General features: G+C 42.1%; 12 protein-coding genes. 2 read left to right on the top strand and 10 right to left on the bottom strand.

Annotation, left to right across the window (positions count from 1 at the left end; genetic code table 11):
• Positions 1-35 precede the first annotated feature (35 nt).
• The gene (locus ACAY00_RS03870; RefSeq protein ID WP_371377487.1) at positions 36-2,000 is read right to left on the bottom strand and encodes a cation:proton antiporter; all 1,965 of its coding nucleotides are present in this window, start codon (positions 1,998-2,000) and stop codon (positions 36-38) included.
• A gap of 241 nt (positions 2,001-2,241) precedes the next feature.
• Here ACAY00_RS03870 and ACAY00_RS03865 point away from each other — a divergent pair, with 241 nt between their 5' ends.
• Together ACAY00_RS03865 and ACAY00_RS03860 are read left to right on the top strand one after the other, a co-directional pair.
• Positions 2,242-4,680, top strand: coding sequence for a tetratricopeptide repeat protein (locus ACAY00_RS03865; protein WP_371377484.1), 2,439 nt, complete (start codon positions 2,242-2,244; stop codon positions 4,678-4,680).
• Between the two features lie 53 nt (positions 4,681-4,733).
• Positions 4,734-5,192 (top strand): hypothetical protein, encoded by a 459-nt coding sequence (locus ACAY00_RS03860; protein WP_371377481.1) that lies wholly within the window; start codon positions 4,734-4,736, stop codon positions 5,190-5,192.
• On the opposite strand, the gene ACAY00_RS03855 is transcribed toward ACAY00_RS03860, so the two are convergent.
• The 9 genes from ACAY00_RS03855 to ACAY00_RS03815 form a co-directional block, all read right to left on the bottom strand.
• On the bottom strand, positions 5,179-5,838 hold the full coding sequence (locus ACAY00_RS03855) for a hypothetical protein (RefSeq protein ID WP_371377478.1): 660 nt from the start codon (positions 5,836-5,838) through the stop codon (positions 5,179-5,181). The genes ACAY00_RS03860 and ACAY00_RS03855 overlap by 14 nt on opposite strands.
• Before the next feature lie 3 nt (positions 5,839-5,841).
• Positions 5,842-7,131: a DEAD/DEAH box helicase gene (locus ACAY00_RS03850; protein ID WP_371377475.1), complete on the bottom strand. Its 1,290-nt coding sequence runs from the start codon at positions 7,129-7,131 to the stop codon at positions 5,842-5,844.
• A gap of 96 nt (positions 7,132-7,227) precedes the next feature.
• A complete protein-coding gene (locus ACAY00_RS03845) occupies positions 7,228-8,634 on the bottom strand; it encodes an alanine/glycine:cation symporter family protein (protein ID WP_371377473.1) in 1,407 nt (468 codons plus the stop codon).
• Between the two features lie 38 nt (positions 8,635-8,672).
• Positions 8,673-9,533 (bottom strand): ion transporter, encoded by an 861-nt coding sequence (locus ACAY00_RS03840; RefSeq protein WP_371379540.1) that lies wholly within the window; start codon positions 9,531-9,533, stop codon positions 8,673-8,675.
• 269 nt (positions 9,534-9,802) lie between these two features.
• The gene (locus tag ACAY00_RS03835) at positions 9,803-10,285 is read right to left on the bottom strand and encodes a peptidylprolyl isomerase (protein WP_371377470.1); all 483 of its coding nucleotides are present in this window, start codon (positions 10,283-10,285) and stop codon (positions 9,803-9,805) included.
• Between the two features lie 76 nt (positions 10,286-10,361).
• Positions 10,362-11,159, bottom strand: coding sequence for a glutamate racemase (gene murI / locus ACAY00_RS03830; RefSeq protein WP_371377467.1), 798 nt, complete (start codon positions 11,157-11,159; stop codon positions 10,362-10,364).
• Positions 11,160-11,314: 155 nt separating this feature from the next.
• Positions 11,315-12,694, bottom strand: coding sequence for a Re/Si-specific NAD(P)(+) transhydrogenase subunit beta (gene pntB / locus ACAY00_RS03825; protein ID WP_371377464.1), 1,380 nt, complete (start codon positions 12,692-12,694; stop codon positions 11,315-11,317).
• 14 nt (positions 12,695-12,708) lie between these two features.
• The gene (locus tag ACAY00_RS03820; protein ID WP_371377461.1) at positions 12,709-14,241 is read right to left on the bottom strand and encodes a Re/Si-specific NAD(P)(+) transhydrogenase subunit alpha; all 1,533 of its coding nucleotides are present in this window, start codon (positions 14,239-14,241) and stop codon (positions 12,709-12,711) included.
• Between the two features lie 470 nt (positions 14,242-14,711).
• Positions 14,712-17,852: an efflux RND transporter permease subunit gene (locus ACAY00_RS03815; protein ID WP_371377458.1), complete on the bottom strand. Its 3,141-nt coding sequence runs from the start codon at positions 17,850-17,852 to the stop codon at positions 14,712-14,714.

Raw genomic sequence — 17,852 nt, 5'->3', positions numbered from 1 at the left:
AGTCTAACCTTAGTAGCAAAGAGTATTTTGGTCTCCTAAGTACCATGTTGTAAAAACCGTTCAGCTCTTTCAACTCTTCGTGGCTTCCCCTGTAAAACGATAGTATCTTGCGCCAAGACTTCAAAGTCAGGTGACAATAAAGTGATTTCAGCATCTAAGCGACGCACAGCCAGTATATCAACACGCCTTAATTCTCCCTGTAATTGCGCAATTGTTTTGCCTGTAGCAAAAGCATCATCGGTTAACAATACCGCATGTACAAACTCTAATCGTTCTATCGCCTCTGCACTCATGTTGGTGTCTACACCAGGATAAAATCCGTGTAATCTATGGTAATGATTTTTACGCTCAGCTTTAACACTATGAACTATCCGACTAAAAGGCACCCCACTTAAGTCTAAAACCTGCGATACCAACATCAAACTGCCCTCAAGCGATTCGGGAACCACTTCATTCGCCCCCGCATCTTTTAGTTGAATTAATGCGTCATCATTACGGGTACGAACTAAAATCCGCACCGAAGAGGATAATGAGCGCACCTTCTTCACGACATCCAAAGATTGGCTAGCCGAACCATAAGAAATCACCACTAATTTAGCGTCATGTAAATTCGCAGCTGACAAAACTTCCACTTGTCGAGCCGAACCAAATAACACATTCTCACCAGCTTCTCGGGCTTCATTTACTCGCACCGGATCAATATCTATAGCGACAAAGTCTATATTTTCCTGTTTTAAGAATCGGCTAACCGTCTGCCCTACTCGGCCAAAGCCACAAATGACGACATGATCTTTTAATTTTGTCTTAACATCTTCATCTTGTTCGTTGGTCGGTTCATTATTGTTATAGGTGATGGCAACAGCCCATTTACGCGCATGTTTGATCATATATGGGGTGATCGCCATTGAAATAATGCCACTGCCCAATAATATGGAGGTGTATTCATTGCTTAACACCCCAACATCGTACGCTAAAGCCAAAAGGACAAAACTAAACTCCCCCATTTGTGCCAACATAAACGCACTGGCCCACGCATCTTTTTTTGACTCGCCCGCATTAACGGCAAGCCAGCGGATCACCAATATCTTTATACCCAACAGACTTATTAATACCAATGCTATTTCTATTGGAGAAGAGAACACCAGCATAGGGTCTAATTTCATTCCAACAGTGACAAAAAAAAGCCCCATGAAAATATCCCTAAATGGCCGAATATCGGCTTCAAGTTGATGCTTATATTGGCTTTCTCCTAGCATCATTCCAGCAAGAAAAGCGCCAAGCGCCATCGATAAACCAAAAAATTGGGTTAAAGCCGCCGCCATTAAGGTCACAGATAAGGTGGTTAAAACAAACAGTTCATCGGTTCGAACCGCGGCGACTTGGGTAAATAATCTCGGTAATAACCATTTGCCAATAGACAAAAGCAAAGCCACCACAAACACCCCTTTTAACAAAGCAAATGCTAATGCCGACAGCATCGATGTTTCACTATTGCCTGATAAAAGCGGAATAATAATCAAAAAAGGGACGACAGCAATATCTTGAAATAATAACACCGCCACCGAAATTTGACCTGACTTGCGTTTTATTGAACCGAGATGGTTAAGCTGACGAATAACAATGGCGGTTGAAGATAGGGTAAGCACAGCGCCAATAACCAGAGCTGCTTGCCATGGTACACTGAATAAGTAGGCTAATAGCGAAAAAATAGCTAATGTTAAAATGACTTGTTTAGAGCCCACACCAATAACTAAATAGCGCATCGCAATCAGTTTGGGTAAAGAGAATTCAAGACCTAAGGTAAACAATAAAAAAACGATACCAAGCTCGGCAAAATGCTCATAATTTAATGCTGTACCGCTTAACGCAAGACCATGTTCTCCGACCAAAGTACCCGCGACTAAATACGCCAAAATGGCCGGTAAATTTAACCGACGAAACAGCCACACGACAAATACAGCAGAAATTAAAATCGATAGTATTTCAAAAAAATGTCCCACTGCGCCCCTTACGACTTAAGCGATTTTATTATTCAGGCCAACAGACCCATTATGGTTGCAATAAACTAGCTCAACAATACCATACCATTTACAAAATTGTCACACTTGTGATCAGCAATTGAACTCGCTAATTAAGCAATCTCAATCCATACTAAACAGGTATGTTTTAGAACACCCAAACAATTATTAACCAATTTATTAATACCTAAATGATTAGACATAGCACTCAGGGGCTTCAAAATTGGTAGACAATAACACCAGTGACTCAAATCCCAACACTACGGATAACAGCCTACCGTTAACCACTTTAGCCAAATTACATAAAGGCTTTGCTTTAGGGGCAGTGATAGTCGAACCGGATCAAGGTGTGGTCATTCGCCAGAACGAACGTTTTCACCTAGCCCCTAAAGCGATGGAAATATTATTGCTAATGGCTTCAGCGGATTGCCAGATATTAAGTCGTGAAGAATTATTGCAATATGGTTGGGGTGATAAGCATGCTTCTGCCACCAATTTAACCCATATCATTAGTGAAATACGTCAGGTATTAAACGACAAAAAGAGTTGCCCTACTTTTATTCAAACCATTCCTCGTAAAGGCTACCGATTGATGCTCCCGACCATTTACAAAAATGCTCAGGGCCAATTTGATATCCCATTGGGAACGAAAGAGATCGATAGTCCGATCAGTAAATGGAGCCTAACGTTATCGGTATTTAAAAGCACGCGACTGTTTAAAGCCAGCGCCGCTTATGTGGTTTTTTCCTGGGTATTATTGCAAGTGGTGGCATTGGTTCTGCCGATTTTTCATGCCCCAGATTGGATATTAAAGTTTATTACTTTGTTATTGATCATAGGTTTCCCTGTGGTCATCTGCTACCAGTGGCTCATCGCGTTAAGGAGTAAGCAATTTAAAGGGCGTAAAAACGCACAGAAAAAAAAGTTTTTCTACCAACAGTTGGCTGTTGACTCATTTTTTGTGTCACTTGTTTTGGCGGTGATCTACTTTTTATCGACCCATTTGATTACCTTTATGGAAGAAGAGAACAACCGACAAAGTCCAACGATAGCCACCATTAGCAATGCCACTTTGGTCGAGAATGCTATTGCTGTGATGGGGTTTAATGCCACCATGGGTGAAGACATACCTGAATATTTATTATCCGGTTTGCAAGAAGAGCTCATTAGTTTTCTGTCCCGAGAACCAAACTTCAAAGTCACGTCGTTACGAGCAACCCTCGCTTTAGAAGAAAGTGCCAGTTTAGAAAAGATTCGTCAGCGCTTAGGTGTTCGTTACATTCTGGAGGGAAAGGCAAAAATGATAAAAGATACCTTGCATATTGACAGTAAATTAATTGATACCTTAACCGGCTTTCAAGTATGGACAACGTCAATATCGGGTAAAAAAGATCAGCTATTAACGGTGTATAACGAACTGTCGCGACGATTACTGAGTTCATTAACCTTGTTGGTAGGGGGACAATATAGCGTTGAACAACAAAACCTACCAACAACCGACTTTGATGCATATGACTCGTACTTGCAAGGGATAGCTAAGCGCCGGTCTAATAGCGACTTAAAGTCACTAAAAACGGCCGAAACATTATTTAAACAAGCGATAGAAAAAGACTCTAGTTTTTCCCTTGCCACCTCGGCGTTATGTCAAACCTATATGGAAATGTATATTCTTGATGATAACCCTGCCACTTATAAAAAAGGCGTTGATGCCTGTGAATTGACCGCGCAAATAGAGCAATTAAGTGCCGAGTCGTTTATCTCTTTAGGCCAGTTATACCGAACCAGTGGCCAATATTCTCAGGCCCTTGAACACTTAAATAAAGCGCTAGAATTGAACCCCAAAAGCCCTCCCATCATTCGCATTTTAGCCGAAGTGTATTATGAGACTGGAAAATACGACAAGGCAAATGAGCTTTACCAGCAAGCGATTAATATTGAGCCTGGCTATTGGGAAAACTACTACCGCTATGGCCTGTTCTTATTTTTCTTAGGCCAATTTGAAGACTCGATGGAACAGTTAAATAAAGTTAACTTATTAAACCCCAAAATCGCCTATGCCTATAATGCCTTAGGCGGAGCATATTTTATGATGATGGATATGGAGCAAGCCAGTATTGCCTGGTCAAAAGCATTAGCCATTAAGCCCAATGCAATGATCTATTCAAACTTAGCAACCAGCTTGTTTTTTTCACACCAGTTTGAAGACGCCGCTAAAATATACCAGCAAGCCGTCGATTTATCCCCTTATGACACACTCCTTTTGGGGAACCTTGGTGATGCTTATAAATACACCGAATCGGGCGCCGACAAATCTCGGCAAGCCTACAAAAAAGCTTTAGAAATGGCTATAGAACGAGAAAAGATAAACCCTAATGCCAATGACTTAAAAGCCCAAATTGGTCGCTATTATTCCGAGCTTAAAGACTGTGTAAGTGCTCTTTCATATAAAGACAGCGTGTTAAAAAAAGACAATTCGGACCCTTATATTTTTTATGAGTTAGCCCTCTTATCACTCAATTGCCAAGAGTTTGGTGAAGCCGAAACATTCCTACAATTGGCCTTAGACAATAATTACCCGAAAAAATTGATATTGGCAGATCCGCAATTTATAGCCTATAAAGATCAACTTAAGCAATTCTATAACGTCTTAATATCTGAATAAATTTTTAACCTCACAATGCCAAAAAATAATAATGGCATTTATAAGGAATCGTTATGCAAATTACACTCAAGGTACACACCATCATCAATACGTTCATTATGCTATTTTGTGCCTATACAATCAGTTATGCTTTTGCTGAGGAAGAAGTCAACAAAGTAAAAAATCAAACTCTAACGGTTATAACAGACGCACAAAATTGTGCCACTGCGGTCAATAATACAAGTCCAGATAACTGTAAGGCGATATACGGTGACGACCGCGGTCCCTGCAAAAACAAAAGCGATTGTGTGTGTTCAAAAAAAGAAAAGGATATTACTTGGGTTGCTGATCGGGGTCAGAAAATTGAAATAGACTTCTTAGCTGGTTCACCATTTAAAAGCAGTTGTGAGTTAAAGTCCCTAGATAATGGCAAGGTTGAATGCAAAGTCAAAAACAAGGGCGACTTTGAATACGAAGTAAAGGTTGAGGGGTGCGAAGACAAGCCTTATGACCCTAGAATTATTGTTCAGTAGCACTTAATGTTGTTAATGCCATACGCTTCTCATTTGGCGTATGGCCAACATACAGTCGACAAAATCGAATGGTTTGAGCAAACTTTTCAGGGCCCAATACCGTCAACACCTTAATAAAGAATGCCTTATCAAGGTCAAAAGTGGCGACGTAAAAGTTTACCGCATGCTCAAGGTTAACATATTCAATGCCATCAAACAGAAACGCTTTACCAGCTTGTGTATTGTGGATTTCCTCTCCATCATAGACTAAAGGCCAGCCTTTAAAATTAACTCTATCTCTGGCAATTTCAAACATCATCCAAGCACTTTTAGCAAAGCCAGCAAAATTTCCGCCCTCAAAGCCACTTGTTGCAAGCTCTTCTTCGCTCCAATTTTTACCTATCGCTAAGTCTTTTTGATAGCGCTGACACAAATAGCTTTTCACCTCTTGGCGGCATTGCCATATCGAAAATGCTTGGCTTTTCTTTAGTCTAGGCCCGCATTCAGCGCATGCAGGGATGTGTAACCTTGGGTGTTCACATAATAGTGCCCACTCAGATTTTGCGGGGAATTCATACACACTCTGTTTAGGTTCGCCACAAAACCAACAGTTGTGACGAAACCTAAACGGAATCTCGATATTTGCTTGTTCCAAAAACAACGACATAAACTAACGTTTTTTAGACGCCTTAGGGGCTCTTGTTTTGGCCGGAGTAGAATTTTTTTTCGCAAGATTTTGATTACGTTTTTGAGTTGCTTGGTAACGATTTAACTTGCCATCTTCTGCTGGCTTTTTGATGCTTTTAGATAGCTCTAATTCGGCAAAAAAATCAAACTCGTAGCCCATTTGCTGAATTTGCTTTATCGGGTGACCAATAACTTTTTCGATGTTGGCTAAAAATTTATGATCTTTAGGCGATAATAAAGATATTGCCGTACCTGATTTACCTGCTCGTCCTGTGCGGCCAATACGGTGAACATAATCCTCCGGTAAAAACGGTAAGTGATAATTCACCACATATGCCAAATCTTCAATATCTAAACCTCGAGCGGCCACATCGGTTGCGACCAAAACTCGCACCTTACCTTCAATAAAGTCTTCAATGGCTTTATTTCGACTGCCCTGAGATTTATCACCATGGCATAAAGCGGCTTTGATGCCATCAAGCTTTAGCTCTTTGGCAATTTGATTGGCGCTGTCTTTTGTACCCGCAAATACCATCACTTTTTGCCAGTTATTTACCCCAATCAATTCCGCTAGCATTTCACTTTTACGAGCTTCTTGCACAGGATAAACGAAATGTCTGACTTTGGCTGCTGTCGCATTTTGTTTCGCCGTTTCGATAACTCTTGGGTTATTAAGAAATGCTCGCGCCATCCCTTTAACTTTATTTGAGAACGTTGCTGAAAATAACAAGGTTTGATGTGAGTGTTTAATTTCTGCCACGATTTGTTCGATGTCAGTTAAAAACCCCATATCAAGCATGCGATCGGCTTCGTCTAACACTAAGTGCTTGACCTGACTTAAGCTGACATTACGAAAACCTAAATGATCGCGTAATCGTCCTGGCGTTGCCACCAAAATATCGACGCCGGCTTTTAATACTTTCTCTTGTTTACTCATACCGACACCACCAAAGACGACGCCGGTTTTTAAGTCAGTGAACTGAGTATATTGAGTGATATTATCAGCCACTTGAATCGCCAATTCGCGCGTAGGCGTTAAAATAAGGGCTTTAACAACTGGCACACTAGATGGCTTTGCTTTGATTAACTTTTCAATAATGGGGATTGAAAATGCCGCCGTTTTCCCCGTACCAGTTTGCGCACTCGCCAAAACATCTTGCCCAAATCGAATCGCAGGTAACGCACGCTGCTGAATCGGGGTCATGGTTTTATAGCCACACGCTTTTATTGCTTGTAATAAATTTTCAGGCAAACCAACAGAGTCAAAACTCATAAAAAATCCTAATCGATATAAATTACGCGAATAATAACAAAAAAAGCGGTAAATCCATAAAACTTACCGCCTTTATCAATCATTTAGATACAAACCTTACTTATCTGACCAAATTCCAGGTCGCAGGCGCATTGATTTAGCCTCTTGTTGGGATACCTTAAAGTTAGGCTCTTCGCCTTCATCAATATGTTTATTATAGTCCTTAGAAACACGAATAAGCGCTTTGGTTAACATTATAATGGCTATCACGTTGACAATAGTCATTAACGCGACCGCAAGATCTGCCATCGCAATCAAGCGCCCTAAACTGGCAAATGAACCAAAGAAGATCATCGCTAAAAACAGGGTTATAAAACAGCCTCGACCAATTTTATTGTCGAGTTTTAAAAATGACAGGCTATTTTCAGCATACGCAAAATTTGCCACCATAGAGGTAAAGGCAAAAAAGAAAATGGCTAATGTAATAAAGTCGCCGCCCCAAAAACCCACCTGGTTTTCAAGCGCTTGTTGGGTTAATTTAATACCAAATTCTTGTCCTAGGGGAATGCCACTTAATAGAATAATTAAGGCGGTACAGGTACACAAAACAATGGTATCCACAAATACCCCTAACATTTGCACATAGCCTTGTGAGGCGGGGTGATTAGGATATGGGGTTGCGGCAGCGGCGGCATTAGGTGCACTGCCCATACCGGCTTCGTTGGAATACAAACCACGTTTAACCCCATTCATAATCGCCGCTCCAACCATACCAGAGCCAGCTTCGCGAAGGCCAAAGGCTGAAGAAACAATGTTCGCCAGTGCCGCCGGTACCTCAGTAATATTAATCGCAATGACTGCCAGCGCCACCAAAACATAGGCAAGCCCCATGAATGGCACCACCAACTCGGCAAAACTGGCGATTTTTTTCAATCCACCTAAGACAATAATGCCGGTTAAAACCGTTAGCACCATACCTGAATATATCGGGTCAATACCATATGAGCCGTTAAAGGCATCGGTGATTGAATTGGCTTGCACTGGTGAAAACACTAGGCCATACCCCAACAACAGACAAATCGAGAACAACACCGCCATCGGTTTATTGTTTAAGCCATATTGCATATAAAAGGCTGGACCACCACGATAGTGACCGTTTTCATCTTCGATTTTATAAAGTTGACCCAGGGTACTCTCAGCATAGGCGGTGGCCATCCCTATAATCGCAATGACCCACATCCAAAAAACCGCCCCTGGCCCTCCTAATGAAATAGCAACCGCTACCCCCATTAGATTACCGGTACCGACTCGAGCAGCAAGCGTTGTACATAACGCTTGAAAAGAGGAGATCCCATGCTTATCGGTTGAACGACTGTGTTTCATCACCGAAAACATATGAGGAAAGTGTCGAAACTGAATAGCGGCTAATTTAAACGTAAACCAAAGGCCACAAAATACCAGCAGGTAAATCAGCACAGAGCCCCATAAAAAACCATTTAACGTATCAACTATTGTTTCAATCACAAATATACCTCTTATTCGCCTAAAGCGCGTCGATACCTTTATGAAGGTTCTGTCGACATTAGCTCAGGTTTGCTAGTTTGACTTAATTTGATCAGGCTTTTGAGTTCCTGAATCTCTGCTTGTAGCTGTTCTATCTGGGCTCGACTTGCCGGCTCTGCACCTTGTACTGATTCGCCATGGGCAATCGCTCGCTCCGTTTCATGTTCTTTGGCCATAACTTCGAGTACCGTACCAACCATCATGTTTAAAAACACGAATGCGGCTAAAAAGATAAACGAAATGTAATAAATCCAACTCAATGGATAAACCGTCATGGTTTCATACATCACATCGGTCCAATCTTCAAATGTTGAGACTCTAAATAACGTCAACAATGAGCGACTTACGTCCCCCCATAAAAAGTCATTAATTTGATGAAATAAAATGCTTCCAACGGCGGCATAAATATAAAAAATAACAAACATTAGTAACGCAATATAGCCCATTCGCGGAATTGATTTAATTAATGCATTAATTAACATTCTTAGCTCAGGTATCATAGAGACTAGACGAAGAACGCGAAAAACCCGTAATAAACGTGCCAGTAAAACGCCGGAACCACCCGCTGGGATAAGACTGCCTATTACGATTAACGTATCAAATACATTCCAACCACTTTTAAAAAATGTTCGAACATTGTTTGTGGCAATAAAGCGAATCACGATTTCAATAGCAAAGAAAATGGTGATGCTAAAATCTAGGGTTTCAAGAATGGTTATGACATTTTCGGGTAACTGGTGGGTCTTAGCCCCAATTAATAGAGCAGATAACACAATAACAGTGATCACAACTGCCTGAAAAATCCGACTTGAGTCTATTTTTTTCAGTACCGCTTGTAGGTTGGCAATGTGCAACTTCATCATTTATATAAATTCCAATCGTTAAACAAACAAAAGTGTTAGGCAAGACGCCCAGTAAACTAAAACTGGGGTATTTTAGCCTAAACAAATGTCTTTTATTGAGCAATATCAAATATTATTTAAATTAAAATGCTCAACTGATTAACCTTTAAGCAAGCTGATGAAATGGCTCTAAGGATTGAGTGCTTGTTAACACGAAATTGAATAGATAAAGAATAAAAAAAGCGAAGCTAAAAGCTTCGCTTATTAAGCAAAAAAATGGTGCCACTTTAGTGTTGATGACCACCAACGCCATGCGCATGCCCATGGGAGATTTCTTCTTGTTCTGCTGCTCGTACACCAACAATATTGATATCAAATGTTAACGTTTGCCCGGCTAATGGATGGTTGGTGTCAACGGTTACCATAAACTTACCTACTTTTAATACGGTCACCTGACGCTGGCCATGTTCAGTATTCACCACAGCAACCATACCTGGCTGCCAACGGCTAGCACCTTGAAGATGTTTCGCTGGGACACGCTGAACGGCATCATCAAGGTATTCACCATAGCCATCTTCTGGTTTAACAGTCACGGTGAATTGATCTCCCGCTTGTTTACCTTCCAAAGCATTTTCGATGCCTTGGATCATATTTTTATGACCAAAAAGTAAAGCAACAGGATCGCCACCGGTTGAATCTTCGATGACATCACCGTTTTCATTTTTCAGTACATAATGAAATTGAACAACGGTATCTTTTGAAATTAGCATAATGTTTCCACATTGAATTAAGGTTTAAGGTAATGAATTTGCAGGCTTGCTGTAAAATCGTTTGATTAAGTATAACTTACATTGTCACAGAGTTAACCTGGATATTTTGCTCCCAAAGGCGGCTGATGATCATCTCTGAGCCAGCTCTGTTGCCGGTACAATAAAAACTGATTTGTCCGAGCATGGTTTTTTCGGTTAACAATTGCTCTTGCTCAAGTCTGCGTTTTAACTGATTTGCTACCGGCTCGGCGGTATCAAAAATCTGGACATGCTCCGGTAATAGCTGCTGCAATAAGGGTTTAATAAAGGGGTAATGAGTACAGCCTAAAACAACCGAATCAACAGGATATTGCTCAAAGGCTTGTAAATATTGTTGCAGCATTTGCCTCGTTTCAGGGCTGTCAACATTGCCTTGTTCAATGACGTTAGCAAGGCCAACACAGGCGACACAATGAAAACTGGCGGCATGACGATGATTATCAAGTAAGTTATTAAAGCTTCGACTGGCTAACGTTGCTGTCGTTGCTAATACCCCAACATGGCCCGTTTTAGTGGACAATGAGGCTGGCTTGATGGCGGGTTCGACACCAATGATAGGCACATCAAATACCTCTCTTAATACTCGTACCACAGACACGGTAGCGGTATTGCAGGCAACAACAATTGCTTTCACACCTTGATGGATAAAAAACTGACAAATAGCAATTGCCCGTTGCTCTATAAAATCCAATGACTTATTCCCATAAGGTGACCATTTAGTGTCGCCGACGTATAAGACATCTTCGTTTGGCAAGATTTGAGTGATGCCTTTTAAAATCGATAAACCGCCAACGCCTGAGTCAAAAACCCCGATTGGTGCCGTTTTGCAAGTCATAATGAAATAGATTGAAATGTGATATTTTGATTATATTCGATAACTTAAAAAAACAAAACCCGTCAATAAGATGACGGGCTTTGTTATTGTCAACGAAGTGCTAAATATGGGCAAATTTGCTCATATTTAGAACTTCCAGCATTAACCTTGAATGGTTACAGAGCCTTTAGGATTTGCTCGACGCTGTCTTTCGCATCACCAAAAAGCATTTGGGTATTATCTTTAAAGAACAATGGGTTTTGTACACCAGCATAGCCGGTATTCATTGAACGCTTAAATACAACCACTTGCTTGGCATGCCAGACTTCACAAACAGGCATCCCAGCAATCGGGCTTGTTGGGTCTTCAGCCGCCGCGGGGTTTACGGTGTCATTAGCACCAATAACCAGTACCACGTCGGTGTTAGCAAAATCATCATTGATTTCTTCCATACCCAAGACAATGTCGTATGGTACTTTTGCTTCGGCCAACAATACATTCATATGCCCAGGCAAACGCCCCGCTACAGGGTGAATAGCAAAACGCACTTCGACCCCTTTTTTCTGTAATGCACGGGTGATTTCATACACTGGGTATTGCGCTTGTGCGACGGCCATGCCATAGCCTGGAGTAATGATCACCGATTTTGCATCGCTTAATAACTCAGCCGTTGCTTCTGCTGAGATTTCTTGATGCTCACCATAGTCAACATCGGCGCCTATTTGCACATCGGTACCAAAGCCACCGGCTATTACGCTAATAAATGAGCGATTCATCGCTTTACACATGATATATGACAAGATAGCCCCTGATGAGCCAACCAAAGCGCCAGTGATAATCAGCAAGTCATTACCAAGCATAAAGCCTGCCGCTGCAGCCGCCCAGCCCGAATAAGAGTTCAGCATGGAAACGACCACGGGCATATCGGCACCACCAATAGACGCAACTAAATGCCAGCCAAAAACTAACGCAATCACGGTCATCGCCATTAATGGCCATAGTTGATGGCCTTGGTCTTGAACAAAAACGACCATCAAAGCAAAGGATACAACCCCTGCCAATAAATTTAGCTTATGACGATGAGGTAACATAAGGGCACTGGTATTTATGATCCCTTTTAATTTACCAAAAGCGACCACCGAGCCGGTAAATGTTACGGCGCCAATAAACACCCCTAAAAACACCTCAACATTGTGAATAGCCAGATCCGCTCCGATCATCACTGTTTCGTGCTCAAGGTGCGAGTTATAACCGACAAGTACGGCGGCTAAACCAACGAAACTGTGCAAAATAGCCACTAATTCTGGCATCTCTGTCATCGCTACTTTTTTGGCTAAGCGCAAGCCAATAAGAGCACCAACAGCCATGCACACAATGATGATCATGACCCCAGATACTTTCGGGTTCATAATGGTTGCAATTAAAGCAATGGTCATCCCGATGATGCCATACCAATTGCCTGCCGCCGCGGTTTCTTGCTTGCTTAACCCTGCCAAGCTCATAATAAAACACAGGGCAGAAATGATATATGCTGCGCTGATAATTCCTTCAGACATGGTGTATTCCTTCCCTATTTTCTAAACATTTTAAGCATGCGTTTGGTAACTAAAAAACCACCCGCAATATTGATGGTGGCAATTAATACGGCAACCCCCGACAAAATTTGCACCCACAAATTATCACTGCCTATTTGCAATAAAGCGCCCACAATAATAATCCCTGAAATAGCGTTGGTAACACTCATTAACGGGGTATGTAAAGCATGAGTAACGTTCCAAACAAGGTGATAGCCAACCACACAAGCAAGGACAAACACCGTAAAATGAGATAAAAACTCAGGTGGTGAAACACTGGCTATCCAAGTGAAGGCCAAAGCGCCAAATGCCATTGCAATGTACTTTTTGCGACTTGGTTTTTGCTCAACAATCGCCTCTTTTTTCGGTTCAGGTTTGATCTTAGCTTGAGCGGGGGCCGCTGAGACTTTAATCGCCGGCGGTGGAAAGGTAACCTCTGCGCCTTTCACCACTGTCATGTTACGAATCACCACATCGTCAAAATCGATGTTAATGTTACCGTCTTTTTGTTTGCTCAATAATTTCATCAAGTTGACAAGGTTGTTAGCATACAATTGACTTGATTGGTTTGGTAAACGTGAAACCAAATCGGTATAACCAATGACCTTAACTTGATTAACTTCGTTTATTTCACCGGCAACGGTTAATTCACAGTTACCGCCACCGGCGGCCGCTAAATCGACAATAATGCTTCCAGGTTTCATCGACTCAACCATACCTTTGGTGATTAATTTGGGTGCGGGTTTACCTGGAATCATTGCCGTAGTGATGATGATGTCGACGTCTTTAGCTTGCTCGGCAAATAACGCCATTTCGGCATCTATAAACGCTTGGCTCATTTCTTTCGCATAGCCATCGCCACTGCCCGCTTCTTCTTCGGCAAAATCCAGCTCAAGAAACTCGGCGCCCATGCTTTCTATTTGTTCTTTTACTTCAGGTCGAGTATCAAATGCTCGAACAATGGCGCCAAGGCTACCGGCGGTACCAATCGCGGCAAGACCTGCTACGCCGGCGCCAATAACCATCACTTTTGCTGGTGGGATCTTGCCTGCGGCGGTAATTTGCCCCGTTAAAAAGCGACCAAAATGATTGGTGGCTTCGACCACCGCACGGTAGCCGGCGATGTTTGCCATCGAACTCAGTGCATCTAACGACTGCGAACGCGTCATGCGAGGTACCATTTCCATCGCTAAGGTGGTCACGCGTTTGGCACTAAGTTGTGTTAATAGTTCAGGTGACTGGGCTGGTGCGATAAAGCTAATAAGGTGAGCGCCGTCTTTAAGCTGTTCAACTTCATCGGCTTGTGGCGCATTAACTTTCATCACGATATCAGCCTGCCAGGCCGTGTTTTTATCGCCAATTTGGGCGCCAGCCTGGTGATAAACATCGTCATTAAAACTGGCATTATCACCAGCACCTGACTCAACAACCACATCAAAACCAAGTTTAATTAAGGCTTCTATTGAAGTGGGCGAAGCTGAAACACGATTTTCATTATCGGCAACTTCTTTAGGTATTCCGATCAGCATAAATGCATACCTTCTCGTTTTTGGGTTAATTAAATTTAGTTCTTAAACTCTAAGAAGCTCAGGAACTGCTTATTTTTTGTTTCTAACCTCAGTCGACTTGTGCTAATACCACGCAGTAAAAGTGCCTTTGTATTAGTCCAATTCGGTATTTCTTTTTATTGTTAACTCAACTATATAAAAAATTTGTCTTACGACAAACCATACCACTAGGGTGTATTACAATATAAAGCTCTTAAAATTAGCGACTTAGTGTGTTTGGTATTAACTTACTCAAATTACTGCCTTTCTCTGTTTTATACTTTAAGTCAGATCAAAAACTCACGATATTCAACCATCACTCAGGTTATCTAATGCGCATGGGGTGTTGAATTTAAAATCAATATTGGCATAAAGACAAAGGAGAGCAACATTCGTTACTCTCCTAAAAGCAAGACATCCTGGGACGCTTAAAATATGCTTCAAGGCTTTGCTTAAGCGGTTCCTTGTTGGTTCAACTTTTCGTCGCCTTTTAGACGCTCTCGAATACTTTGGATCACCACATAAAACACAGGGATTAACAGCGTACCAAGTACTAAGGCAATTAACATACCGCCAAAAACGGTGATACCAAGCGCTTTTTGACTGAACATCCCAGCGCCTGTTGCTAAAACGAGTGGGATAATACCGGCAATAAATGAAACCCCTGTCATACACACGGCTCGAAACCTCAAACTGGCGGCGGTTGTCGCAGCATCGGCAATACTGTGGCCCTCTTCTTCTCTTAAACTGCGGGCAAACTCAACAATTAATATGGCATTTTTTGCCGCTAAGCCAATTAATAAAATCAACCCTACCTGAGCAAACAAATTAAGAGAAAAGCCAACCAAATTTAATGCCAGTAACGCGCCAGCGACGGCAATAGGCACAACCAAAATAATCGATATGGGTACCGACCAACTTTCATATTGGCCAACTAAAAATAAATAGATGAACACAAAGGCTAAAGTAAAAGCATAAACGGCCATATTTCCGGCTTCGATTTCTTGATATGTCATCCCTGTCCATTCAAATTGAAATCCTTCGGGTAATGTCGCACCAGCAACCTCTTCCAGGGCTAATATTCCTTCTCCTGAACTATAACCAGGTGCAGCGGCTGCTCTGATACTCATCGAATTAAACAAGTTATAGCGTTCGCTAATATCTGGCCCATGAATCGCTTCAATATGGACTATGGTGGAGAGCGGGATCATTTTCTGATCGTTGTTGCGCACATAAAGCATGTGTAGATCGTCAATACTTTGTCTAAACCCGGGTTTTGCTTGAATCACTACCTTGTAGGTTTGACCAAACTTATTAAAGTCATTGACGTATAAAGAGCCTAAATTCGATTGTAAGGTATCAAATACTTGCTCAAGGCTGATACCAAGGGTTTTCGCTTTAACTCTATCAACATCAAGCAAATACTGCGGTACATTGGCTCGAAACGTACTGTAGACATTCGTTAAGGCTGGGTGTTGGTTTGCTTCAATAACAAAGGTATTAAGAACTGAGGCGAGTTCAGTACCATCGCGACCAATAGTATCTTGTAATATAAACTCAAGTCCGCCAACGGCCCCCATACCGGGCACGGCTGGTGGCGCAATAGCATACACTTGCGCTTCAGGCACTTGCATAAAAGCTAAATAATTAACCTTTTGGGTGATCGCAAAAACGATGTCTTGACGGTTTTCACGCTGATCCCAATGCTTTAAGACAATAAACATAGAACCTGCATTACTCTGGGCGGCGCCATTTAAAATGCTGTAACCGGTTACCGCTGTAATACTTTCTATTCGTTGGTCTTGTTGTAATTGCTTGGTGAGTTTGTCGATGACCTTTTGCGTTCGTCCTAAAGAGCTGGCATCGGGTAATTGTACACTGACAATAAAAACGCCTTTATCCTCTGGTGGTACAAAACCGGTTGGTGTTTTTATAAAGCCATAAGCGAGCACTACAAACGTAATAACAACGGCCACCATGACCATCACAGATTTTCGAATAGCACCAGCAACCGATTGGCCATAACGTGATTTTAGGCCATTAAATAGCCGGTTAAATTGAGCAAACCACTTAGCTTCTTTCTGCCCACGTTTGAGCAATAAACGGCACAAGGCGGGGCTTAAGGTTAATGCGTTTAGCGAGCTAAATAACACGGCCACACAAATAGTGACAGCAAATTGCCGATACATAATACCGGTTAAGCCTGGCAACATAGCCACAGGAACAAATACCGCTAATAAGACGAGGGTTGTGGCGATTATTGGGCCAGTGACTTCTTCCATGGTTTTAGTAACCGCTTGAGTAGGCGTAAGGTCAGGGCTTTCGGTTAAATGGCGTTCGGTATTTTCAACCACCAGTATGGCGTCATCAACGACTATCCCGATGGCGAGAATTAAACCAAACAAGGTCACGGTATTAATGGTCATTCCCATTAACAGCAAAATAGAGAAGGAGGCAATTAAGGACACCGGGATAGCGACCGTCGGCACTAAAGCTGCGCGCCAATTACCCAAAAAGATAAAGGTAATAATAATGACTAAGGCAATCGCTTGAACCAACGACACCACGACTTTGGCAATGGACGTTCCTACATATCGGGTGGTGTCATAACCAATGGAATAGTCAAGACCTTGGGGAAACTGCTCGGCCATAGTGGCAATAAGATCTTTAACATTGCGACCGGTCTCAAGGGCATTAGCGCCGGGCAATAAATACAGCGCCACCGTACTGGCATCTTTTGAGTCGACCTGAGTAACAATATCATAATCTTCTTGCCCAAGGACGACATCGGCAACGTCTTTTAATTGCACCAAAGAACCATCGGCATTAGCGCGTAAAATGATGTTTTCAAAGTCTTCAACGGTATCGAGTTTACCTTTTGCTTGCAGGGTATATTGAGTTTGGACATCACTAACATAAGGTGGAGCTCCCACTTTACCGGCTGCAACTTGCACATTTTGCTCTTTCAAAGCCGCACTCACATCAGAAGAGGTGATTTTTAAGCTCGCCATTTTTTGAGGGTCAAGCCAGACTCGCATCGAGTAAGCCGCTTCGCCAAGAATGCTGGCTTGAGAAATACCATCAACCCTTTTTAGCGCATTTAACAGGTTGATTTTGACGTAATTTGAAATAAAGAGTCGATCATATTCCTGCTCTTTAGCGAAAAAATTTACTAAAAATAAAATATCGGGCGATTGTTTTCGCACCGTAAGTCCTGACAATCGGATCATTTGCGGTAATTTAGGCTCAGCCATTGAGACCAAATTTTGCACCCGAACCAAAGCAAGATCGGGATCGATCCCGACTTCAAAGGTCACGGTTAAGGTGTATGAGCCATCATTGGCACTTTTTGAGGACATATAGATCATCCCCTCTACTCCATTAACCGCTTCTTCGATGGGTTGCGCAACGGACTCTTTTACCACTTCAGAAGAAGCGCCAGAGTAGTACGCATTCACCACAACTTGAGGCGGGGCTACCGTTGGGTACTCGGCTACGGGTAAACTGAGTGCTGAGATAATACCTGCGATAGTTAACACAATCGCAATCACTAACGCCAATTTTGGCCGCTGGATAAACCTAGAACTAATCAT

The organism is Thalassotalea sp. 273M-4 (assembly GCF_041410465.1).
In the GTDB taxonomy this organism is placed as follows: Bacteria; Pseudomonadota; Gammaproteobacteria; order Enterobacterales; family Alteromonadaceae; genus Thalassotalea_A; species Thalassotalea_A aquiviva.
This window is presented reverse-complemented; position numbering and strand designations above follow the sequence as displayed.

Coding starts and splice junctions, on each gene's coding strand:
- ACAY00_RS03860 (WP_371377481.1), top strand. CDS start 4,734: ATGCAAATTACACTCAAGGTACACACCATCATCAATACGTTCATTATG.
- ACAY00_RS03855 (WP_371377478.1), bottom strand. CDS start 5,838: ATGTCGTTGTTTTTGGAACAAGCAAATATCGAGATTCCGTTTAGGTTT.
- ACAY00_RS03850 (WP_371377475.1), bottom strand. CDS start 7,131: ATGAGTTTTGACTCTGTTGGTTTGCCTGAAAATTTATTACAAGCAATA.
- ACAY00_RS03840 (WP_371379540.1), bottom strand. CDS start 9,533: ATGAAGTTGCACATTGCCAACCTACAAGCGGTACTGAAAAAAATAGAC.
- ACAY00_RS03835 (WP_371377470.1), bottom strand. CDS start 10,285: ATGCTAATTTCAAAAGATACCGTTGTTCAATTTCATTATGTACTGAAA.
- murI (WP_371377467.1), bottom strand. CDS start 11,159: ATGACTTGCAAAACGGCACCAATCGGGGTTTTTGACTCAGGCGTTGGC.
- pntB (WP_371377464.1), bottom strand. CDS start 12,694: ATGTCTGAAGGAATTATCAGCGCAGCATATATCATTTCTGCCCTGTGT.
- ACAY00_RS03820 (WP_371377461.1), bottom strand. CDS start 14,241: ATGCTGATCGGAATACCTAAAGAAGTTGCCGATAATGAAAATCGTGTT.
- ACAY00_RS03815 (WP_371377458.1), bottom strand. CDS start 17,852: ATGATTAGTTCTAGGTTTATCCAGCGGCCAAAATTGGCGTTAGTGATT.